The organism is Pseudomonas marincola (genome assembly GCF_900682675.2).
Lineage (GTDB): Bacteria > Pseudomonadota > Gammaproteobacteria > Pseudomonadales > Pseudomonadaceae > Aquipseudomonas > Aquipseudomonas marincola.
Genome location: NZ_LR215729.2, coordinates 3,720,134 through 3,742,057, shown reverse-complemented (window position 1 = coordinate 3,742,057; position 21,924 = coordinate 3,720,134). Strand labels below are relative to the sequence as shown.

General features: G+C 56.4%; 21 protein-coding genes and 1 pseudogene. 10 read left to right on the top strand and 12 right to left on the bottom strand.

The window, feature by feature from the left end; translation table 11 throughout:
- Positions 1-36: 36 nt before the first annotated feature.
- From PMYSY11_RS17315 to PMYSY11_RS21925, 6 genes are all read left to right on the top strand, one after another.
- Positions 37-1,488 carry a diaminopimelate decarboxylase family protein gene (locus tag PMYSY11_RS17315; RefSeq protein WP_150547560.1) on the top strand — a complete coding sequence of 484 codons (1,452 nt, stop codon included), beginning with the start codon at positions 37-39 and terminating at the stop codon, positions 1,486-1,488.
- Between the two features lie 169 nt (positions 1,489-1,657).
- Complete coding sequence (locus tag PMYSY11_RS17310; protein WP_150547559.1) at positions 1,658-2,611, top strand: LysR family transcriptional regulator; 954 nt, start codon at positions 1,658-1,660, stop codon at positions 2,609-2,611.
- A gap of 611 nt (positions 2,612-3,222) precedes the next feature.
- Complete coding sequence (locus PMYSY11_RS17305) at positions 3,223-4,809, top strand: arylsulfatase (RefSeq protein ID WP_150547558.1); 1,587 nt, start codon at positions 3,223-3,225, stop codon at positions 4,807-4,809.
- Positions 4,810-4,901: 92 nt separating this feature from the next.
- Positions 4,902-7,427, top strand: a complete 2,526-nt coding sequence (locus PMYSY11_RS17300) for a fused MFS/spermidine synthase (RefSeq protein WP_420830063.1) — start codon at positions 4,902-4,904, stop codon at positions 7,425-7,427.
- A gap of 411 nt (positions 7,428-7,838) precedes the next feature.
- Complete coding sequence (locus PMYSY11_RS17295) at positions 7,839-8,111, top strand: CopG family ribbon-helix-helix protein (protein WP_150547557.1); 273 nt, start codon at positions 7,839-7,841, stop codon at positions 8,109-8,111.
- Between the two features lie 68 nt (positions 8,112-8,179).
- Entirely contained in the window at positions 8,180-8,392 is a 213-nt protein-coding gene (locus PMYSY11_RS21925; protein ID WP_090514559.1) for a type II toxin-antitoxin system RelE/ParE family toxin, read from the top strand.
- 493 nt (positions 8,393-8,885) lie between these two features.
- On the opposite strand, the gene ppa is transcribed toward PMYSY11_RS21925, so the two are convergent.
- Positions 8,886-9,413 carry an inorganic diphosphatase gene (gene ppa, locus PMYSY11_RS17285; RefSeq protein WP_069900723.1) on the bottom strand — a complete coding sequence of 176 codons (528 nt, stop codon included), beginning with the start codon at positions 9,411-9,413 and terminating at the stop codon, positions 8,886-8,888.
- Positions 9,414-9,490: 77 nt separating this feature from the next.
- Positions 9,491-10,333, bottom strand: a complete 843-nt coding sequence (locus PMYSY11_RS17280) for a M90 family metallopeptidase (RefSeq protein ID WP_150547556.1) — start codon at positions 10,331-10,333, stop codon at positions 9,491-9,493.
- Between the two features lie 110 nt (positions 10,334-10,443).
- Between PMYSY11_RS17280 and PMYSY11_RS17275 the strand changes: the two genes are divergently transcribed.
- The gene (locus PMYSY11_RS17275) at positions 10,444-12,063 is read left to right on the top strand and encodes a serine/threonine-protein kinase (RefSeq protein WP_150547555.1); all 1,620 of its coding nucleotides are present in this window, start codon (positions 10,444-10,446) and stop codon (positions 12,061-12,063) included.
- Positions 12,064-12,121: 58 nt separating this feature from the next.
- Here PMYSY11_RS17275 and PMYSY11_RS17270 read toward each other — a convergent pair whose 3' ends face one another.
- The 3 genes and pseudogenes from PMYSY11_RS17270 to PMYSY11_RS21920 all read right to left on the bottom strand — a co-directional run.
- Positions 12,122-12,577, bottom strand: a complete 456-nt coding sequence (locus PMYSY11_RS17270) for a GNAT family N-acetyltransferase (RefSeq protein WP_069900726.1) — start codon at positions 12,575-12,577, stop codon at positions 12,122-12,124.
- Between the two features lie 196 nt (positions 12,578-12,773).
- Positions 12,774-14,294, bottom strand: a complete 1,521-nt coding sequence (gene exaC, locus PMYSY11_RS17265) for an acetaldehyde dehydrogenase ExaC (protein WP_150547554.1) — start codon at positions 14,292-14,294, stop codon at positions 12,774-12,776.
- A gap of 126 nt (positions 14,295-14,420) precedes the next feature.
- Positions 14,421-14,567 (bottom strand): annotated as a pseudogene (locus PMYSY11_RS21920) (phosphonoacetaldehyde hydrolase); the annotation flags it as partial.
- A 194-nt stretch (positions 14,568-14,761) separates the two neighbouring features.
- Between PMYSY11_RS21920 and mpl the strand changes: the two are divergent.
- Genes mpl through PMYSY11_RS17250 form a run of 3 tightly spaced genes read left to right on the top strand, consistent with a single transcriptional unit; the run spans position 14,762 to position 17,048 of the window.
- Positions 14,762-16,114, top strand: a complete 1,353-nt coding sequence (gene mpl, locus PMYSY11_RS17260) for a UDP-N-acetylmuramate:L-alanyl-gamma-D-glutamyl-meso-diaminopimelate ligase (RefSeq protein WP_150547553.1) — start codon at positions 14,762-14,764, stop codon at positions 16,112-16,114.
- Entirely contained in the window at positions 16,115-16,747 is a 633-nt protein-coding gene (gene ubiX, locus PMYSY11_RS17255) for a flavin prenyltransferase UbiX (RefSeq protein ID WP_069900729.1), read from the top strand.
- 16 nt (positions 16,748-16,763) lie between these two features.
- Positions 16,764-17,048 carry a YceK/YidQ family lipoprotein gene (locus PMYSY11_RS17250; protein ID WP_150547552.1) on the top strand — a complete coding sequence of 95 codons (285 nt, stop codon included), beginning with the start codon at positions 16,764-16,766 and terminating at the stop codon, positions 17,046-17,048.
- A 3-nt stretch (positions 17,049-17,051) separates the two neighbouring features.
- Here PMYSY11_RS17250 and PMYSY11_RS17245 read toward each other — a convergent pair whose 3' ends face one another.
- The 7 genes from PMYSY11_RS17245 to PMYSY11_RS17215 all read right to left on the bottom strand — a co-directional run bounded on the left by PMYSY11_RS17245 (position 17,052) and on the right by PMYSY11_RS17215 (position 21,890).
- On the bottom strand, positions 17,052-17,327 hold the full coding sequence (locus PMYSY11_RS17245) for a peptide methionine sulfoxide reductase (RefSeq protein ID WP_150547551.1): 276 nt from the start codon (positions 17,325-17,327) through the stop codon (positions 17,052-17,054).
- Positions 17,328-17,384: 57 nt separating this feature from the next.
- Positions 17,385-17,870 (bottom strand): YbaK/EbsC family protein, encoded by a 486-nt coding sequence (locus PMYSY11_RS17240; RefSeq protein WP_090514660.1) that lies wholly within the window; start codon positions 17,868-17,870, stop codon positions 17,385-17,387.
- 65 nt (positions 17,871-17,935) lie between these two features.
- Positions 17,936-18,547, bottom strand: a complete 612-nt coding sequence (locus tag PMYSY11_RS17235) for a class I SAM-dependent methyltransferase (RefSeq protein ID WP_150547550.1) — start codon at positions 18,545-18,547, stop codon at positions 17,936-17,938.
- Complete coding sequence (locus tag PMYSY11_RS17230; protein WP_150547549.1) at positions 18,544-18,891, bottom strand: DUF5629 family protein; 348 nt, start codon at positions 18,889-18,891, stop codon at positions 18,544-18,546. Before PMYSY11_RS17230 ends, PMYSY11_RS17235 begins: the two co-directional genes overlap by 4 nt.
- Positions 18,892-18,904: 13 nt before the next feature.
- Positions 18,905-19,546 carry an oxidoreductase gene (locus PMYSY11_RS17225; protein ID WP_069900735.1) on the bottom strand — a complete coding sequence of 214 codons (642 nt, stop codon included), beginning with the start codon at positions 19,544-19,546 and terminating at the stop codon, positions 18,905-18,907.
- 74 nt (positions 19,547-19,620) lie between these two features.
- Complete coding sequence (locus tag PMYSY11_RS17220; protein ID WP_150547548.1) at positions 19,621-21,285, bottom strand: C13 family peptidase; 1,665 nt, start codon at positions 21,283-21,285, stop codon at positions 19,621-19,623.
- Positions 21,286-21,434: 149 nt separating this feature from the next.
- Positions 21,435-21,890, bottom strand: coding sequence for a MaoC family dehydratase (locus PMYSY11_RS17215; RefSeq protein ID WP_069900737.1), 456 nt, complete (start codon positions 21,888-21,890; stop codon positions 21,435-21,437).
- Positions 21,891-21,924 lie beyond the last annotated feature (34 nt).

Genomic DNA, 21,924 nt, shown 5'->3' with positions numbered 1-21,924 from the left:
CACCCACGCCTTATTCACCCAGACAAGTAAGTATTTATGAGCCAAGTTGTTGCGCTACACCCATGGAAGAGAGCCGAGCACCTGACCAGTGAGAACAATAAATTACTGATTGATGGGGTTCAGGCCGAGTCGTTGATTGCTCAATACGGCTCGCCGCTTTACGTATATTCGGAAACCCGCCTGCGCGAAAACGCGCTGGATATCCTCTGCAATTTCCGCCGCGAGCACGCCAACACCCGTGTGTGTTTTGCCAGTAAGGCGTGCGCCAATCTGGCCGTGCTCAAAGTCTTCAAGGATTGCGGGTTGGCGGTCGAGGTCAACTCCGGCGGTGAGTTCTACAAAGCCTGCGTTGCCGGATACAAACCTGCCGACATGGTGTTCAACGGGGTGGCCAAGCAGCGCGGTGAACTACGCGAGGTGATCGCGGCCGGCATTGGCGCTATCAATGTCGACTCGCTGAGCGAGGTCCAGCGCATTCTTGAGGTGGCCACCGAGTTGAAGCAGCAGGCTCGCCTGACCTTGCGCATTATTCCCGAGATTCAGGGCGGCGCAGCCGCGGGCTGGCAAACCGGTACATCAAGCTCCAAATTCGGCATGACCAGCCTTGAGCAAGCTGCTGCGATCGAGCTGATTGTGCAGCACCCGGATGCCTTGAAAATGGTCGGAGTGCACGCGCACATTGGTACTCAGGTAAACGACATAGCGATTTACGAGGCTGAGGCACAGTTCTTAATCGACTACGTCCGCCACGTTTGCGAGATGCTGCCGTACCCGCTGGAGCATGTGAACCTCGGCGGTGGCTTTCCGAAAAACTACAGCAGTGCGCAAGAGAACTTTAGCCGGGTGGCCGCGCACTACGGCGAGAACTATCGCACCAGTATCGACTTCGCCCAACTCTCCAGGCATCTGATCAAACCGATTGCTGCAGCGCTGGGCGAGCAAATAGAAATCATCGTCGAGCCCGGGCGCAGCATGGTCAGCGATACGGCCATTTTGCTCAGTCGCATCGAAGCCAGAAAGCAACGCCAGAACAATCCGGTGTATTACCTCGATGCCGGTTACAGCGTGCTGTTCGATATCTATCACGGCTGGTATTTCCACATGGTCAACGCCTCGCGCGCGGACGATGTGCAAACCAAGAACTGCCGCATGGCCGGCCCGCTGTGTGACAGCAGTGACACTTACTACGACATCGAAGGCGAGGGCGCAGTCAGTTCCTTGCTGGCGGCTGAGCCTGCATTGAATGCGCATCGCAGCGTGCTGGAAAAGGTTCTGGTCAATCAGCCCAACTTGCGCGAGTTACCGGCAGATACCGGCATGGGCGACATAATCGCCTTGCTGGATGTGGGCGCTTATGCGCTGGAAAACATGACCGAGTACTGTGGCCGCCAGGCTGCCGCAGCGGTGATGGTCGACTTGCAACAAGGCAGCCGGCTAATCCGCCGCCGTGCGCAATATGAAGACCTGCTCAACTACGACGTTGACTGACCTGGCCACCTGCTGGTGCCATACCGAGAACGCCCGGCTCGCAAGACTCGGGCGTTTTTGATTCACAGGGTAAGGATGATGCATGACGGTTAAAGCGCGTCGAGTTTCTGCCAGTACGCTGTTGCATGCGGTTTCGCCTACTATGACCGCTGGTTGGGTGGAGAATCGTATGCTGTCGCCGCGTGAGCGCTTGTTGCGCAATTTGGACTGGAACCTGCTGTACACATTTCTGGTGATTGTCGAGGAAAGCAGCATCACCGGCGCTGCGCGCAAACTCGCTCTCAGTCAGCCCAGCGTGAGCAACGCGCTGAAGCGTTTGGAAGCGCATTTGGGCATGCGCCTGATCCACCGCAAAAAGGGCATGTTCTCGCTGACGGAGCAGGGCTTGCGGGTGTACGAGTATGTGTCTTCGGCTGGCAGCATTATCGACTCAATGGCTGAGCAGTTCGCAGGTGAAGCCGATGCCGTACTTGGCGAGTTGCATATTCAGGTCGCCAGTCATGTCAGCTGCCAGTCTTTCGATGACACGCTGGTCAAGTTTCATCAGCGCTACCCCAAAGTGCTGCTCACGCTCAGCTCGCAACCTAGCGCCGATATCGTCAATGCTGTTGCGCATGGGCAGTTGCACATCGGTATCAGCAACAAGAAAACCGCCCAGACCGGCCTGCATTTCGACCTGCTTGGTTACGAGCAGATGGCATTTTACTGCGGTGCTCGCCATCCGTTGTACGGCAAACCGGATCTCACTGCAGCGGATATGCGCGGCCAGGCCTATGTCTCGTTCGAGAGTGATCAGCCAGGCGATGGCCTCAGTGCGGTTAGCGCAGTGCGCGCCGAGTTGCAGTTCTGGGGCAAGTTGGTTGCCGTATCGCCCAACGAGGAAGAAGTGCGCCGCCTGATCCTCGCCGGCCTTGGCTTCGGGGCATTGACCGTCGAAGGCGCCAAGCCCTTCGTCGAACAAAAGATTCTTTTCCAGCTGCCACCCTACGACGACCTGCCGGTCAACGAGGTGTATCTGGTAACCCCGGAAAATCAGTTGTTAACTGACGTTGAGCAACTTTTTATCGCCATGCTCAGGGAGGCGTCAGTGGCGGCGGTGCGAGAGCGGTTTTTTAAATCTTAGGCGGCGGGTTGCTGTAAGTGGTGAGTGCTGTTTAGTTCAGCGAGGCGATTTAATGCTGATAACAAACAGTACTCTTTGAAACGCAATGCTCATTACTGTTGCAGTTTGCTAATGCTGCATTTTAATTACAATCAGGCCGGATTTGCTTGGTCGTTTATATGTTTATCTCATTCTGAATATAGGCTTCAGCAGTTCTGCGTTTAATCACTAATTGCAGAGGAAAGTCACTGCGCGCCAGTTCATTCGCCGCAATTAAATATGCCCGCGAGCTCCATGTAGCTGCGACTTTGGCAGGAAGTTGGCTGCGGACGGAACTAACGAATGTTGTCTACTTTGACAGGATTTGGCGGCTAATTTCTTCAAAAATGCAGTGATCTCAATAGGCCATATTGTTGCCAATGATGGCACTTTCGAAACTGACGCCGATTCAATCCAAAAGGACTGGCCTGTTTCTGACTTAACTAAGACTGAGCGTTGCAAGCGTGTTTATACTTTGAATTCGACTTGTTCCATCAGTAACTATGCTCTGGTGTAACGCTGAGCTAACTCAGCTGTCGAGCGAAAAGCTATAAAAGTCTATGGTAATTATTTATCAATGGAAGGATCCAAATATGACTATGCAAGGGAAGTGGCTATCGGGGATCGCATTTGCTGTTGCAACCGCTATCGGTTCATCTACGGTGTTGGCGGCAGACAAGCCTAATATATTGGTTATCTTCGGTGATGATGTGGGTGTTACCAATATCAGCAGCTACGGTGAAGGGGTTGTGGGTTATGAAACGCCGAACATCGATAGCATCGCCAAGGAAGGTATGAAATTTACCGACTACTACGCGGAGAACAGCTGCACAGCAGGGCGTTCTACCTTTATCACCGGGCAAACCATTTTCCGAACAGGGCTGTCGAAAGTAGGCTTGCCAGGTGCCAAAGTGGGCCTTCAGGCGCGTGATGTCACTATTGCCCAGGCACTCAAGTCGCACGGCTATGCGACAGGTCAATTTGGTAAGAATCACCTGGGTGACCGGGACGAGTTCCTCCCCACCAATCATGGTTTTGATCAATTCTACGGCAACCTCTATCACCTCAATGCCGAAGAAGAGCCTGAGCGCGCAATGTGGCCGAAGGATGATCAGGAGTTCCTCAAGACTGCTTCCCCACGCGGTGTAATCAAGTCTTCCGCTGACGGCAAAATCGAAGACACTGGTGCGCTGACTTCCAAGCGCATGGAAACCATTGACGACGATACAACCCAAGCCGCCATCAACTTCATGGAGAAACAGGTTAAGGCGGATAAACCTTTCTTCGTGTGGATGAACACCACCCGCATGCACTTGTTTACCCATGTGCGTGATTCAATGAAAGGCCAGAGCGGCATGCCCGGCAATAAGTACGCCGACGGCATGATCGAGCACGACGGTGACGTGGGTAAGCTGCTCAAGTCGCTGGATGATTTGAAAATCGCCGATGACACCATCGTGGTTTACACCACCGATAACGGCCCTAACCAGTTCTCCTGGCCAGATGCTGCCACCACGCCTTATCGCAACGAGAAAAACTCAAACTGGGAAGGGGCTTATCGCGTACCTGCGATGGTCCGCTGGCCCGGCCACATCAAGCCAGGAACTGTTTCTCGCGAAATGTTCTCGGGTCTTGACTGGTTCCCAACCCTGTTGGCAGCCGCAGGCGATACAGACATCAAAGAACGCCTGCTTAAAGGGGCCGATCTTGATGGTAAGAACTTCAAGGTTCACCTTGATGGCTTTAACCAGCTTGATTACATCACCGGTAAGACCGACGAGGGTGCACGCAAAGAGTTCTACTACTTCAACGATGATACCGAGCTGGTGGGTATGCGTTTTGGTAACTGGAAGGTTGTCTTCTGCGAGCAGCGCGCGCCCGGCGGCATGAAGGTCTGGAGCGAACCTTTCGTTTGCCTCCGTCTGCCTAAGATCTTCAATCTGCGCATGGATCCATATGAGCGTGCAGACGTTGTTTCTGACCAATACTACGACTTCCTGACCAAGAACCTGTTCATCACTGAGCAAGCGACTCAACGTTCTGCGAAGTTCCTGCAGACATTTGTCGATTATCCGCCAAGCCAGCTTCCTGCCAGCTTCAGCATCGACAAGGTCCGTGCTCGTTTAGACCAAGAGATCAAAGTCAAAATGAAAGAGGCCAAAGAGTCCCAGACTAACTGATCTATGCCAATGCCCGAGATATTTGGGCATCTTCACAACCTGCAGCAGCTAGCGCTGTTGCAGGTTTTTCTCTGCCTGATAAGGCCATTCAGATGTCGTCAGCCGCACGTTCATCCCACGATTCCTCCGCCGGTTCCATCCGTAAGCCTAACCCTACCTCGATGCCTCTTGCTGCTGCTCTGCTCTTTATTTCGGGCGCATCAGCGCTTGTCTATCAGGTGCTTTGGGTTAAACAACTTTCATTGATCGTCGGTGTGGAGGTTTACGCCGTTACCACCGCAATCAGTGCTTTCTTTGCCGGGCTTGCATTGGGCGGGCTGGTTTTCGGTCGTTTTGCAGATCGCCTGAAACGGCCATTAAAACTCTACGCGGCCCTTGAGTTGTCGGTAGCTGTGTTTGGCTTAGGTGCGACGATTTTATTGGCGCAATCGGCAGGGCTGTTTGCCCGCCTCGAAAGCAGCGTAGGGCTGTTCGCCTGGCTGCTGCCATTTGCGCTGGTGGGTATTCCTGCATTCTTGATGGGAGGAACCTTACCGGTATTGATGCGCGCCTTATCACCGCAAGATGGCCGATTTGGCGAGGCAGGCGGGCGGCTCTATGCGGCCAATACCGCCGGCGCCATCATCGGTACGTTGTTAGCTGCATTCGTGTTGATTGCGCAGTTTGGTGTGATTGGCAGCGCCGTCGCCGCTGCCATATTCAATGCGATAGCGGGCATTGTGGCCATGCTGGTGAGTCAGGCCGACAAGTCTCTGTCAGAACCGGGCGCTTTCAAGCGAGTACCGGCCACTGCACAGGCACGCCTGGCAATTGGGCTCTATTGCATCGCAGGCGGTGTTGCGCTCGGTTATGAAATTGTTTGGACACAGTCGATAGTGCCATTCATGAGCACGCGCGCCTTTGCATTCGCGATAGTGCTCGCCACTTACTTATTAGGGCTGGCAATCGGCAGCGCGATCTATGCGCGCCGTGCGGACCGTATCCGTGATCCTTGGGGCTTGTTTGGCGTTTTGATTTCTCTGGCAGGGCTGCTTGCGCTGCTGCAAATCGCAGGCCTCGGCCGCTGGCTGATATTCGCTCAAAGCCAGGTCGAAGTCTATGTGCTGTATATAACCGGCAGCGAACTCGCAGGCATGTGCGCACGCTTCGCCATGGCCGCTCTGTGCGTCGTATTTTTACCGACCACCATTCTGGGCGCAGCATTTCCGTTGGCGTTGCGTCTTTCGGTGAATAAGGCGCATGTGGGGCGTGATGTTGGCGCAGTGGTCGCGCTCAATACCTTGGGCGCAATATTCGGCGTGGCCTTGACCGGACTGGTGTTGATCCCCGCAATCGGGTTGGTGCACACACTCGGCGTGCTCGCGCTAACCGCCTGCGCCGTGGGTTGTATTGCCGCCTGGTTTGGCTCCGGTGTAAGCGTCGTCATGCGCCGCACAATCCAGTGCATTGGCTTGTTCACCGTTGTTTGCGCTGTTGTAACACCGCCGCAAAAGCTGGCCGAACTGCTGCCCGGTGCACGCAATGGCGAAATACTGTTTTATCAGGAAGGCCGCGGCAATACCGTGGCAGTAGTCAGCCAAGGGCGCGATGAGCGCAAATTCAATCGTCTGTATGTTCAAGGCGTATCGAACACTGGTGATGCAATGCCGTCGCTGCGTTACATGCGCATGCAAGCACTGCTGCCCTTACTGATTCACAACAAGCAACCCACTTCGGCGTTGGTCATTGGTTTCGGAACTGGTATCACTGCCGGGGCGATGCTGCGTTACGACGGGCTGACAAAACCGGTAGTGGCTGAGCTTTTACCTGGTGTGCTGGAAGCCGCGCCCTTGTTCAAAGGCAACTACGACGCTGCCCTCGGCACACGGCTCGATATTCGTCTTCGCGATGGTCGCCGCGAGTTACTCAGAAATACCGATCCATACGATCTGATCACCCTCGAGCCGCCACCCCCTTCTGCCGCGGGCGTGGTTAACTTATATTCTCGTGACTTCTATGAACTGGCTGCCAGCCGTCTGCAGCCGGGTGGCTTGGTCGCGCAGTGGTTGCCACTGCCAACCCAGAACAACGAAGACAGTCAGTCGCTGGTGCGCAGCTTCATCGACGTGTTCCCTCATGCGTCGCTGTGGACGACAGAGTTTCACGAGATGCTGATGATCGGCTCGCTCGACGAAATGCACCTCAATGTGCCGATGATTCAGCAGCGCTTCAAACAACCCAAGGTGATTAAGACATTGCGCGAAATCGGTATCGATTCCCCGGCAGCGCTGCTGGCGACGTGGGTAACCGATCGCGATGGCCTCGCACGCTACGCCGCTGATGCAAAACCGGTAACGGATAACCATCCGCGTATTGAATACACCGGCTGGGTGCGCCCCAAGGAAATCACCCGCGTGCTTCCGACCATACTCGCGCTGCGCAGCCCGCCTCCGCTGGAGGGCAGTACAGCGGCCTACTCAGCTGAGGTCGATAACGAGTGGGAACGCTTGCAACTGTTCTACTCCGCCGGCCTTAAAGCCTATAACAACGATCGCCCCGGCTGGGCACGCGATGTAAAAGACCTCATTTACACCGATGGCGAAAATCCGTACTACCGCTGGTTTCTCGGATTGCCCTAGCGCCGGGTATCGGTATGCGCGAGTCACGTAGGTCACTAATGGTAAAGCATTGGTGATCTAGGTGATTTAGTTGTAACTATCCCGCGGCTATGCCTCAGCAACCCAGGCCTTGGCGCGGGATTCTTGGTTTTTTTGTATGTGCTTGGGTAGAGTTCGAGGGTGTAGTTCCCACTCTCTCTGTGGTCTGCGGGCGCTTGGGTTTTCTGAAGTCATTAAGAAGCAGGCGTGATGACTGCGCTCAATGAATTCAAAGTTGTAGATTCATATGGGATATTTTTTCATATGCTTTTTGTTCCATCATCCGGCATCTATTCTGCGTGGCATCGGCTGTCTTCTGGACTCATGGACAGATGAGCAGGGTGACTGATATCTCATCAAGAGGTAACTCCGTTAGATAACGAGGATTCGGTTATGGCAACTTTTATCAAAATTGATGACGAGCTGAAAAACCGCATTCAGCACTTGGCTGCTCTTCGTCAACGTTCATCCCACTGGATTATGCGCGAAGCGAAAGCGCAGTATGTCGATCGGGAAGAAGCTCGCGAGGGCTTCAAGCGGGAAGCCTTGGCGTCGTGGGCAGCCTACCAGAAAACGGGACTTCATCTGACTGGCCAAGAGGCTCGGGCCTGGCTCAATACCTGGGGTACTGAGGCTGAGTCGGAGCTTCCTGAGTGCCACGATTGATCATCACTGAAGGTGCTGCCCAAGGGCTAACGCGCTATCGTTAGTTTCTTGTCGACAAAGGCCCATAGATAGCACAGCGAGCGGCCCAAGCGATTGAGCGGCAATTTGCTCGTTTGGAAGGTGGCCCGGAAGTAGGTCGCCCACTTTCAGAACTGCCGGAGTTACGTGAGCTCATTATCGAGTTCGGTGATTCGGGTTATGTGGCGCTCTATCGGCATGAGCGCGAGGATGATGCTGTTTATGTATTGGCCTTTCGGCATCAGAAAGAGGTCGGTTACTGAGCAAGCACCGAACATTGGACGCAATGTCTAATGCGCCGATCCAGTTGCTGGCTGACTCGAAAGATATCAAATAGCCGATCACGGCCGACTTTGCCCATCAGACAATGCTGCGCTTCCAGCTTCTGTCCCCACACTTTTATGCTGGATGGGGCCAGTTTTGGATAGTTGTTGATGGACAGGTATTAGGCTGAAAGCCTTGCTATGTATAGGTTCGGTGGATTTTGTAGAAATCTGTAGGCATTAAAAAAGCCGGCTTGTGGCCGGCTTTTAGGGGGCGGTATCGAATCATTTTTGATGAATCGCTACCGCCGTATGCTGTGGCGCAAACCCTTGGGTTTGGCAGGGCGGTGACTTTAGCAAACTGGGCCTGTTCTGAACACCCTTGATCGGGGGTTGCTGATCAAACGGCTGGGGTGAGCGCACTTTGTTTTGAGGTCCGCCGAATTGCAGGCACAAAAAAACCGGCTCTGGAGCCGGTTTTTTCAGTTGTTGCTTAGTGCTTGTAAGCGGCAACAGCTTTGGTGATTTCAGCGCGGGCTGCTTCTGCGTCGCCCCAGCCTTCAACCTTGACCCACTTGCCTTTTTCGAGGTCTTTGTAGTTCTCGAAGAAGTGCTTGATTTGCTCCAGCAGCAGGGCTGGCAGGTCGGTGTATTCCTTGACGTCGACGTACAGCTGGCTCAGCTTGTCGTGCGGTACGGCGATCAGTTTGGCGTCGCCACCGGCTTCGTCGGTCATGTGCAGTACGCCAACCGGGCGCGCGCGGATTACAGCGCCTGGCGCTACTGGGTACGGTGTCACGACCAGCACGTCCAACGGGTCACCGTCGTCGGCCAGGGTGTTCGGGATGTAGCCGTAGTTGGCTGGGTAGAACATTGGGGTGGCCATGAAACGGTCAACGAACAGGCAGTCGCTGTCGTGGTCGATTTCGTATTTGATCGGCGCGTGGTTGGCCGGGATCTCAATGGCGACGTAGATGTCGTTTGGCAGGTCTTTACCAGCCGGAATCTTGCTATAGCTCATGTTGCGACTCCCAGGAATCGGCGAAAAAAGTGGCGCGATTATAGGCATATTCGCGGCGCGTTGCTATGGCGTCCGGATTAGCCGTTGGTCGTGTGACCGCTGCGGTTTACCTGCGTGTGGTAAAGCGGATCGGCTGCATGCAGCGATTTCAAGCGTGCCAGCGGGTCTTGGCGATAAAACAGGCTGAACTGCTCATAGACCTTTGGATAGGCCGAGTGAAGCAGATCCGGGCCGCTAAAGAAGTATTCGCTGCACACGGCAAAAAACTCGGCAGGGTTTTCTGCCGCGTAAGCATCGATGGGCGGCGGTGAGTGCGGATGGTTATCCAAAAGCTGATTCAGGTGATTGAACGCGGTTTGCATAACCTCTGCCCACGTTTCGATATGCATGTTGTCATGCAATGGCGGATGGCCGTTGGCAGAGCCATTGAGCATGTCGAGCTTATGCGCCAGCTCATGGATGATCAGGTTGTAAGCCTGCCAGCCGCCGCTGCTGCGCACGCCCGGGTACGACAGGATAATCGGGCCTTGCAGCCACGCCTCGCCGCTGTGTGTGCCTTGCCACTCATGAACCACTCCGCTTGCATCGCGGTTGCGCTGTGGGCTGAGGAAGTCATCCGGGTAGAGCAGGATTTCATGGAAGCCCTGATACCAGTTCAAATCTTCGCTGAGCGCCAGCAAAGGCAACTCTGCCTGCGCGGCAAGCGTTAGCCGGTCGACTTTGCTTAGCTCAACTCCGGGCAGGTAATTGAGGTGTTTTTGATCCAGAAACACCACCGCGCGGTCGCGCAGGCACTGCAGTTGCTCGGCATCCAGACCGTCCAGAATCGGCAGGCGCTTGAGTACCTCGGCCCATGTCTGCGGCTCAACCGGGTTGTTCTTGAGGATGTGTCGGCGGCGCAAGTCACTGAACAACCACATGGCAATTAATCCGGATTGGGGAGTTTCACCATATAGCGCGGTGCCATTTGCGGCAAGGCGGCACAAAGGCTGCAATGTCGCAGGCAGGCAATATTCAGGGAGGTGCACCGATGTCGATAGAACGCATGGATCACCCTGCTGTTACGCTCCTGCATGGCCACGGTATCGACCTGCCTGCGCAGGCTGCGCGCGTGCGCATGGAGTGGATGGCCGGCAGGCAAGGGCGACCACCTGTGCTGATTGTGGTGCTGTTATGGGCGCGCGAATGCACTGATGTGGTGCGTAACGTCGAGCATTATCTCGATGCTCTGTTTGCTGACTATCGCTGCACACCAGAAACCTGGAGCGAGGCCCAGGCGGCGCGGCAGGTGCTGGCTGCTCTGAATTTGCAGTTGTTTCATCTGCGCCAATCTGGGCGCATGACCGCGCAAATCAATGTCGGCATGCTTTTGTTGCAAGCCGGTCACGCGCAATTTCTGCAAGCGGGTGCAGTCGGGCTGCTGCGTTACCGTGACAGCCAATTGCACAGCTTACCCGGGCATGATGGATTGCAGTTGGGCATGCAGGCCGAGTTGGCGCTGGTGCAGCACAGTTTGCCGCTCAACTGCGGCGAGATGATATTGCTGGCGCCACAGCCGCTGTTCGGTGTCGCCGACCTGGAAACGCTGTGCAATCGCTTCAAGGCCATGCAAGACGCTGAGCAACAAACGCCTGAAAGCGAGTTGCAAGATTTACTGCAGCCTTTGCTCAATGCGCCAGGCGCTGCTGCGTTGATGCTGCCGCAGGCTGGGCAAAGCCGTGCTGAAGACGTCGCGGTCGCTCACTGGCCAGCTGTAGCAGGCGCTACGGGACAGATGCTGGATGGATGGACGCTTCTGGATGAATGCGCTTTTGGCCCCGCTGGCCGGGTATTCAATGCCGATGATTGTAATGGCCGCCGGGCGATTGTGTGGTTGGCTGAGGGGTCAGCGGATGAGGCGTTTTGGCAGCGTGAATGGGTATTACGCCGCTGCTTGGCGCCGAGTCTGCCCCGCGTTTTATCGGCGCGTGAGCCGCGCCTGCATGCGTTTAATGTTTATGAGGCGCCGGCCAAAGGCGCTGTCAGCCTGTTTGATTGGGTCAACTCGCGCAGGCCGCTGACGCACAGTCAGGTCATGAGCATTTTCGGGCAACTGCTGGATGCGGTGCGCGCGCTGCAACGTCGTGGTATGCAAGGGCTTTGGCTGGCTCCGCGCAATATTCTGATTGATGCGCATATGCATGTGGTGTTGCTGCCTGAGTGGGCGGCGATTTTACCGGGTGTGGCGCGTCAGGCCTTTCCGGCTGAGGCAATGCCGCTGGCACCGGAGGTACGCGCGGGTCGCACGCTAGATGGCCGTGCCGATCAGTTCGCGCTGGCTTCACTGGTTTACTGGATGGTTGCCGGGCAGTGGCCGGAGATTGCCCGGCCGGACGGTGCGGGCGCGAGTAGTTACGTGCCGCTTAGCCAATTCGCCGCGCATTTGCCGCAAGGCTGGGATGGCGTCTTGGCGCGGGCGCTGGCCCCGCTTCCGGCTGCGCGATTCGATGCGCTGTCGGAGTTTCAGCAAGGTTTGCTGCAACCACTCAAGCACGAGCCAATAGCCGATACCGCGCGCTACAAAGCCCTGCCAGTCTGGCGCTACGCCTTGCTGGGAGTATTGTTTGTACAGTTGGCGGTAGGTTTGTGGGTGAGTGTCAGCGGCCATTAAAAACGGCTGCGCTGCATCAGTGCCCGGGCTGGCCGAGTAAGCCGCCGGGCAGTGTTGTTCAATCCTTGCTGATGGGCAGCGTGTAGTTCTTGAACTGCTCATCGACAGTGAAACCAATCGACTCGTAAACCTTGTGCGCCACCTCGTTATCAAGGCTGGTGGATACGCGCATGCGCACGGCGTTGGTTTCTTTAGCCATGTTCTTGGCGGTTTGCAGCAAGCGATCTGCAACCAACTGGCGGCGGGCGTCTTCGGCCACGTAGATATCGTTGAGAATCCAAACACGCTTGAGCGCTAGCGAAGAATAGCTGGGGTAAAGCTGGCAAAAGCCCAGCAGTTTGTCTTCTTCATCGGCAAGGGCCAGATAGATAACAGACTCTTTGCGGCGCAGACGTTTTTCGAGAAACGCCTTCGAGGAATCGGGAAAGGGCAGTTCGCCGTAAAACTCACGGTATTTAACGAACAGCGGGGTGAGCAGGTCCAGATGTTCCAGCGTGGCTTGGACTATGCGCATGATGATCCTCGGCTTTCTGTTGGACGATTGAGTTAGCACTTTTGCAGGACGTAACCCGGCAAATGAAGCAAATGCTATGCCCGTGCATAAAGCTGATGCTGCCTAATGCTTTTTGAAAGCGCAATCCAAGCAAGCGTTTGATTTTATCTTCAGGTTGCAGCCGGGCCAGAGTGACCCGGCTGCAAGGAGAGCGCGGTTAGAAGAAACCGAGCGGATTGATGTCATAGCTGATCAGCAGGTTTTTGGTTTGCTGGTAATGGTCGAGCATCATCTTGTGGGTTTCACGGCCAACGCCAGACTTCTTGTAGCCGCCAAACGCAGCATGCGCCGGATACAAGTGATAGCAGTTGGTCCAAACCCGGCCCGCCTTGATCGCACGGCCCATGCGGTAGGCGCGGTTGATGTCGCGCGTCCAGACGCCGGCGCCAAGGCCGAACTCGGTATCGTTGGCGATTGCCAGCGCTTCTGCTTCATCCTTGAACGTGGTGATGCTGACCACTGGCCCGAAGATCTCCTCCTGGAAGACGCGCATATCATTACGCCCCTTGAGCAAGGTCGGCTGGATGTAATAACCGGTTGCCAGATCACCTTCGAGTTTCTCGACGGCACCGCCCGTGAGCAGTTGCGCGCCTTCCTTCTGGGCGATGTCGAGGTAACTGAGGATTTTATCGAACTGTTGCTCGGACGCCTGCGCGCCGACCATGGTGTCGGTATCCAGCGGGTTGCCGCGCTTGATCTGCTTGATCTTCTTCATCACCTCAAGCATGAACGGCTCGTAGATAGACTCCTGAACCAGTGCGCGAGACGGGCAGGTGCACACTTCACCCTGATTGAAGAAGGCCAGTACCAAACCTTCGGCGGCCTTTTCGATGAAGGTCTGTTCGGCCTGCATGATGTCTTCGAAGAAGATATTGGGCGACTTGCCGCCCAACTCCACGGTGCTCGGAATGATGTTCTCGGCTGCGCATTTCATGATGTGCGAGCCAACCGGCGTCGAGCCGGTAAAGGCGATTTTGGCAATGCGCTTGCTGGTGGCCAACGCCTCGCCAGCTTCCCGGCCAAAACCCTGAACAACGTTGAGTACGCCCGCTGGCAGCAAGTCGGCGACCAGTTCAACGAACACGCAAATCGACAGCGGCGTCTGCTCGGCGGGCTTGAGAATCACGCAGTTACCGGCCGCCAGCGCCGGGGCCAGTTTCCAGGCGGCCATCAGCAGCGGGAAGTTCCACGGAATGATTTGCCCAACAACGCCCAAGGGTTCGTGGAAGTGATAGGCGGCGGTGTGTTCGTCAATCTCGGCGGCTGTGCCTTCTTGCGCGCGAATACAGCCGGCAAAGTAGCGGAAGTGGTCAGCGGCCAGTGGCACGTCGGCATTCAGCGTTTCGCGCACGGCTTTGCCATTGTCCCAGGTTTCCGCGATGGCGAGCTTTTCCAGATTGGCTTCGATACGATCGGCAATCTGCAGCAAAATCAGTGAGCGCGCCTGGGCGCTGGTTTTACCCCAGCCGTCAGCAGCCTCGTGGGCCGCATCCAGTGCGCGCTCAATGTCGTCTTTGTCTGAACGGGGGAACTCGGCAATCACCTCACCGGTGACAGGAGATGTGTTGGTGAAGTATTGGCCGTTTACAGGCTCAACAAATTCACCCCCAATAAAGTTGCCATAGCGGGTCTTGAATGAAACGACAGCGCCTGGCGTACCGGGTTTGGCGTAAATCATGATGCGGACCTCTCTGGTTGTTCCGTTATGTTCAGGTTTGCAGCGGTGCTGAGCTCCCCTGCAATTAAAAAGCCGATGCAGCCGGCGGTTGACTGGGCAGTAAAGGCCGCGCTGCATCGTTCAAGGTTAGACGCTTTGCGGCGTTTCCCCACGCTTGAGACGTGCATTAATTTTATCGAGTACTTGAGGCAACTCATTGAGGGTGTCGATCAGATAATGCCGGCGTGAGCCCTCAAACATCTGGACGATACGGGCACGCGCTTGGTTCAGTTTTTCTGCGCGGCGTCAGCTTGATTGCGTGCATCGAATAACTTGGCGCGATGCAGTCTTTTTGCAGCGCGCTGGCAACCTTTGCCAAGGCGCACGTTCTGAGCAGTTGAGACGCTTCGCACAGGCTGGCGCTGTGCTAACCTGCGGCGAGATTTTGTCGGGCTTATGCGGTCCGTTTTTTGAGGTTTGGGTTATTCATGCATATTCATATTCTGGGCATTTGCGGCACATTCATGGGTTCGTTGGCCGTTCTGGCCAAGGAGCTGGGGCATCATGTCACCGGCTCCGATGCCAACGTCTATCCACCGATGAGCACCCAGCTTGAGGCTCAGGGCATTCAGCTGACTCAGGGCTACGAACCGCAGCCGCTTGAGCCGGCGCCTGATCTGGTGGTGATTGGCAACGCCATGTCGCGCGGTAATCCTGCAGTTGAATATGTGCTCAACAAGGGCCTGCCCTACGTGAGCGGCCCGCAATGGCTTGCCGATCATGTGCTGCAAGGCCGCTGGGTGATGGCTGTGGCCGGTACCCACGGTAAAACCAGCAGTAGCAGTATGCTCGCCTGGGTGCTGGAGCATGCGGGCATGAGCCCAGGTTTCTTGATTGGCGGTGTGCCGCAGAATTTCGGTATTTCGGCGCGACTCGGCGATACCCCGTTCTTCGTCATTGAGGCGGATGAATACGACAGTGCGTTTTTTGATAAGCGTTCGAAGTTCGTGCATTACCACCCGCGCACCGCGATTCTGAATAATCTTGAGTTTGATCACGCGGATATCTTCCCTGATCTGGCGGCCATCGAGCGCCAGTTCCATCATCTGGTGCGCACTATTCCGAGTGAAGGACTGGTTATTCATCCGGCCAGCGAAACCGCGTTGCAGCGCGTTATTGGCATGGGCTGCTGGACGCCGGTGCAAACCACGGGAGCGGGCGGTGAATGGCAAGCCAATTTGCTCAGTGAAGACGGCTCGCGCTTTGAGGTGATATTCGCCGGCAAGGTGCAAGGTGTTGTCGACTGGCAACTCACCGGCCAGCACAACGTGGCCAATGCTTTGGCTGTCTTGGCGGCGGCGCGCCATGTTGGCGTGGTGCCGGAGTTGGGTATTGCGGCGCTGGGCCTGTTCAAGAATGCCAAGCGGCGCATGGAGAAGGTCGCTGAAGTGAACGGCGTGACCATCTACGATGATTTCGCGCATCACCCGACGGCAATTGCCACCACCCTGGATGGCCTGCGCAAGCAAATCGGCGGGCAAAAGTTGATTGCGATTATCGAGCCGCGCTCGAACTCGATGAAGCTCGGCGCTCACCGTGAAGGCTTGCCAACTTCGGTGGTTCAGGCCGATCAGGTGTATTGGTATGCGCCGGCGAATCTGGGCTGGGATTTGGCAGCCGCGGTAGCCAGCTCGACAGTGCCGACCGAGGTCTGTGATTCACTTGAGGCGATTATCGCCAGCGTCAAGGCACAGGTTGCGCCTGGCACTCAAGTGGTGGTGATGAGTAACGGCGGGTTTGGCGGCTTGCACGGCAAACTGGCTAAAGCGTTGGAGGGCTAAATGCTCGGACCTGAACGAATTACCCTGGCCATGACTGGCGCCTCTGGCGCGCAATATGGCCTGCGTCTGCTCGATTGCCTGGTGCAGGAAGACCGTGAGGTGCATTTTCTGATCTCCAAGGCCGCACAGTTGGTTCTGGCGACTGAAACAGATGTGTGCCTGCCTGCCAAACCGCAGGCCATTCAGCAGTTTTTGAGCGAATACACCGGGGCCGCGCCGGGGCAAATCCGGGTGTATGGCAAAGAGGACTGGATGGCGCCCGTCGCGTCCGGTTCTGGTTCGCCGAGCGCGATGGTGGTGGTGCCTTGTTCGACCGGCACCTTGTCGGCCATTGCAACGGGCGCCTGCAATAACCTGATTGAACGCGCCGCAGACGTGACCCTGAAAGAGCGTCGGCAGTTGATTCTGGTGCCGCGCGAGGCGCCGTTCTCGAGTATTCATCTGGAGAATATGCTCAAACTGTCGAATATGGGCGCAACCATTTTGCCTGCTGCGCCCGGCTTTTATCATCAGCCGCAAACCATTGATGATCTGATCGACTTTGTCGTCGCGCGCATTCTCAATTGTCTCGGCGTACCGCAAGACATGCTGCCACGCTGGGGCGAGCATCATCAGGTATCCGATGAGGGCTAGAGCTGGCCGCTCAGCTATGGGTAAAGTTGTTCTGGCGCTGCTGGTGCTGCAATTGAGCGGGTGCGCCACGGTGCGCACGCTCGATGCTGCCAAGCTCAACGCGCCCGTGGTCTATGCCGGTACCCGGCTGGATTGGTATGCCATCAATGGCGGCTGCTGCCCGGTAGACCGCTACGGCGCAGAAGCGCCTGAGTATGCAGCGCTGGACCTGCCTGCCAGCGCGTTGCTCGATACCTTGTTGCTGCCGCTGTCCATCGCCACCGCGTTGGGTGTTGGCCTGAGTGTTACCGGCGGGCTGTAACGCTCACACGGCCATGCAGGGTTCGGTCAGGCTCAGTTCATTGAGAAACTGCTCGACCTTAGCCTCCGGCATTTCGCAGGGCTTGAGGGTGGCGTTTGAGCCGACCTGATAGTAATTGAAGCTGATGAAATCTTTGCCGCCGAGTTCTTCGGCATACACTTTGAAACTCAGCCCGTCGTTGTAAACAATCTTGCTGACGCTGTAAGTGCGCCCGCGAAAGCGTGCTCTGCTGAAACCGGTCGGCAAGCTAAGAATCTTTGCCAGTAGGTTACGGTGCATGGTGTGGCCTCACTGCGAAAAACTTTGAGGCCTGTAGAGCAACATGCCGGCAAAAAATTACACGGCGGGTGTTTCAGCAAGTGACTGACACACATCCACCCAGCGGGCATTTACCAGCTTGGCCATGCGTTCTGGGCAAATGCGCACTGCGCTGTTCACCGAACCTGCAGCCGGCAGCACCTCGCTGAATGCACGCAGCGACTCGTCGCAATAAACCACCAATTCATCACTTGCCAAACCGAACGGGCAGACGCCGCCAACCGGATGACTGGTCATCTCGACCACGGTATCGGCGTCGAGCATTTTGGCTTTGTTGCCGAAGGCGTGTTTCATTTTGCGATTATCGATGCGGGCGTCGCCGCGAGCGACCACCAGAATATTTTGCTCGCCGATTCGAAATGCCAGGGTCTTGGCTATTTGTCCGGGCTCAACGCCATGCGCCTCTGCTGCGAGGGCGACCGTCGCGGTGCTGGTGTCGAGTTCGATAATGGTGATGTCGGGGGCATTCTCGGCGAGAAAGCTGCGCACGGATTCGAGGCTCATTACGGGGCTCCATCTAGTTCGCCCGCCATGCTCGAAGATTGGCGCGTTAGCGTCAACCCTGTGGTTTAGTCAGCCCAGCCGGAATACACGTAGGTCATGGCTTTAGGGCCTTGGAGGTAGCGCATGTCGATCTGGCCGATGGTGAAGCCGCCATCGGCGATCAGTTGGGGAATATCGCGGTTGAGGTGACAGCCACCGGCGAGTGGTTTCCAGATGGGCGTGAGGCGATTCTGCCAGCGTACAACCTCGGGTTCCGGCGCCAGGCCATGCTCGCAAAACAGCAAACGACCGCCTGGCTTGAGCACCCGACGCATCTCTTTGAGCGCGGCGACTGAATCTGCAATTGTGCACAGGGTGAAGGTGCAGACGATGCTGTCGAAGCTGGCATCCGGCGCCTGGATCTGGCCCAGTTCGAGGGCAATCATTTCAACCGGAATTGTCAGCTTTGCAGCGCGTTCTTTTGCCAGCTTCTGCATGTCGGCAGACGGGTCGACGCCGACCACCGCGGTGACGGTGTCGGGGTTGTAGAAACTCAGGTTGAGGCCGCTACCAATGCCAATTTCCAGCACCCGGCCATGCGCTTGCGGCACGATCAGAAGGCGCATCTTCATGACTTCGCCCATGCCGCAGGCGAAGTCGATCAGGTGCGGCAGAATATAGCGGTCGTAGAGTTTCATTCGTCTACAGCGTCATCGTCGTCGTCATTGTTGCCGCTGATGGCCGCAAAGCATTTGAGGTGGTGCTCGCCCTCGCCATTGCTGATGATCCAGCTGTCGGTTTGCCCATCGAACTTCGCCGCCGAAATCTGGCTCAACGAGAAGCTCCAGTGGCGACGATCACGGCCGTCAATGCATTCAAGTGTCAGCAGCGGTTGGTTTTGGCTGTCGCCGGAGGCCGAGCCCGCGCTGACTTGCGCCAGCAGCTCGTTGTCCAGATTGAATTGCCATGCATACAGGCCGTCGATTTCCAGCATGTCTGCCGAGGCGAGTGCTTCAATCAGGCTGTTATGGGTAACGCTCATGAGATTCTCCGGCTCAGCGGCCAAGCTTGCGTAGTTGGTCGGACTCGATAATGCGCACACCGGCGTCTTCTTCCAGCGCCAGACGCCACATCGCACGTGCCAGCACGGTCGCTTCGATCCCGCGATACTTGCCGGGCACCCAGCGCATAACGGGCGCCGCCAGTTGCTCGCCAAGCCGTGCTTCATCACGCGAGCCGAGCAGCAGCGATGGCCGCGCAATTGTCAGCTGCGGCCAGTTTTGTGCTTTCAGCGACTCTTCTGTTTCACCCTTGACCTTGTTGTAGAACACCGAAGAGTCGGCATCGGCGCCCAACGCGCTGATTACCAGCAAATGCCTTGCGCCCATCTCGCGTGCCCGTGCGGCGAAAGCAACAATCAGGTCGTGGTCGATGGCGCGGAACGCTTGTTGCGAGCCGGCTTGTTTGATGGTGCTGCCAAGGCAGCAGAAGGCGGTGCAAACTTTACCGTCCAGCTGTGGCAGTAAATCGAGCAATTCACCTACCGGGTTTTCCAGATGCGGGTGTTCAGCCAGTGGCCTGCGCGTTGGGGCAAGGACGCGCTCAACAGTGGGTTCGTTTAGTAATCGGTCCAGCAGGTGTTCACCAGTCAAGCCGGTGGCACCGGCAAGTAAAATATTCTGGGGCGTCAAATACATGGTCTCGAACTCTCCGTAGATACCATTGAGCTTATCAGGCTGGAGGAAAACTTCGTCGTTTTAAGTCGCAATGTTCAGTGCTTCACAGATTTTGCTGCTGCTTCAGTCGGGGAGTTAAGGGCTCGTTCTGCCTGGATAGCGCGCATTTTTTGCCACTGCCGGGTAACCGCTTTTGCCGGCGCAATCTGCGGTTCGGAGGGGTCGAAGTTATCCTCCTTTTCGCGCTGGCTCACTTCGCTCTTGGCCAGTTCGAACGCACGCTCCAGGTCATCGGTCTGGTTCAGCGCGTTAGCAAACAGGGCGCGGCCAAAGTAGGTGAAGTCGTTATCATCCGAGCAACCGAATGACACGCGATCCTTGCGTGCGGCGGTCATGATCAGGGTCGATTGATCTTGCAAGGGGGCAATGAAACCACCGGAGTAGCAAGCTGAAATAACCACGACCTTGTTCCGCTGCTTGAGTGGTTTAAGTATTGTCGCCAACTCGTTCGCCGACAAATCACGCAACTCAATGCGCGGCTGTTCAAGGCTCAGGCGATGGCTGCGCGAGCCATGGCTGGTCATGTAGATAAACAGCAGATCTTCAGGGCCGCTGCGTTTGGCCAGTGTCTCAACAGCCAGGCGCAGGTTCTCCAGAGTGGCCAGCGGGCGGTCGGCCAGGTGATCGCGATGATTAACCAGTTCGATCTGACCGCGCGCGGCGAAACGTTGCTTGAGCAGGTCGGTTACATAGTCGGCCTCGCGCATGAACACGCTCTGGCTGCCATCTCCCGCCAGTACCAAGGTATACAGTTCGATCGCCGGGGTCGAAGGTGGCACGTTTGCCAGTGCGTTATCGAGCAGTTTGCCCTGTTTCAGCAAGCCGGTTTCCAGTGGATCGGGCAGGGGCTTGCCGGCTGCATCGCGGACTCGCTGACCATTTTGCCAGTAGCCTTTCTGCTGGCTGCCGTCCTTTTCGGTCAATGTGCCATTGCCGGCATATTCGCCGTAGCGGAAGCTGCCCTTGTATTGGCGACCGTCGGCCAGATGCAATTCGCCCTGACCGTGAAATTGCCAGTCCTTGAACTCGCCCGAGTATTCAGCGCCATCTGTGCCTTTGTATCGGCCCAGGCCATTGAGGCTGTTGTCGGTGAATTGCCCGCTCCAGGTATCGCCCAGCGAATTGCTGAAACGGCCTTGTCCGGCGAACATGCCGTCTTCGAACTGGCCGCTGTAAAGGTCGCCTTCGTTGGTTTTAAGGGTGCCCAAGCCCGTTAACTTGCCGGCCTTGAACGTGCCGGTCAGTTGCGTGCCGTCGACTTCGCTGCGCACGCCCTGACCTTCGGCCAAACCATTGCTGAAGTTGCCAAGGTAGCTGCTGCCGTCAGCCTCTTCGAGTTTGCCCAGCCCGGAATACAGGCCATTGCGGAAACCGCCGGTGTAGATGCTGCCGTCGCGGCGCTCGATGTGGCCGTTGCCGGAGAATTCGCCTTTCCTGAAAGTGCCGGTGTAATGCTCACCATCAGCGCTTTGCCATTCGCCCTGGCCGTCAAACAAACCGTCTTTGAAGTTTCCCTCGAACCAGTCGCCGTTGCGGTATTCAAGGCGCCCCGAACCTTGCAGCAAGCCATCGACAATTTTGCCGTGGTAGTGGCTGCCGTCAGGTAAGGTCGCGTCTGGCGGCAACCACGGCGTACCGTTGTCGCAGGCCGCGAGCAGCATCACGAGGCTTAGGGAGGTGCAGCTAACAAGGGCGCGCATGAATCAGGTCCGCGAATTGGCAGTTGCCTGAGTATGCCGCATTCGTCGCGGTGTGGCAGAGGGTGGCACTGAAAAAAGCTCAGCGTGCTTTTGCCGCATGTCATTTCAGCATTAGGCGCGGGTTGGCGCCTAATGCTTGAGTCAGTGGCTCAGACGAAGCAGAGCGACAGAGGCTCAGCGATATAGGCCGGTTTTTCCTGACCTTCGATTTCCAGCACAGCATTAGCCTTGACCAGCCATTGGCCAGGTTTTTTCTCGGTCACTTCGGTCATGGTCACGACCAGACGCACGTTGGAGTTAACCGGAACAGGTTGAATGAAGCGCACGCTGTCCAGGCCGTAATTGACCACCATCTTCAGGCCCTGCGGCAGCACCAGAATGCTTTCCATCAGCACCGGGATCAGTGAGAGGGTCAGAAAGCCGTGAGCGATGGTGCCGCCAAACGGCGTTTGCTTGGCTTTTTCCGGGTCGACATGGATGAACTGGTGGTCGCCCGTGCAATCCGCAAATTTATTAATTCGCTCCTGATCGATATTCAACCATTCAGAACGCCCTAATTCTTTACCAACATAGTTGGCCAACTCAGCGACAGGTACTAACGGCATAGTCCCTCCATGGGAGACGAGTCTTTTATGGGTG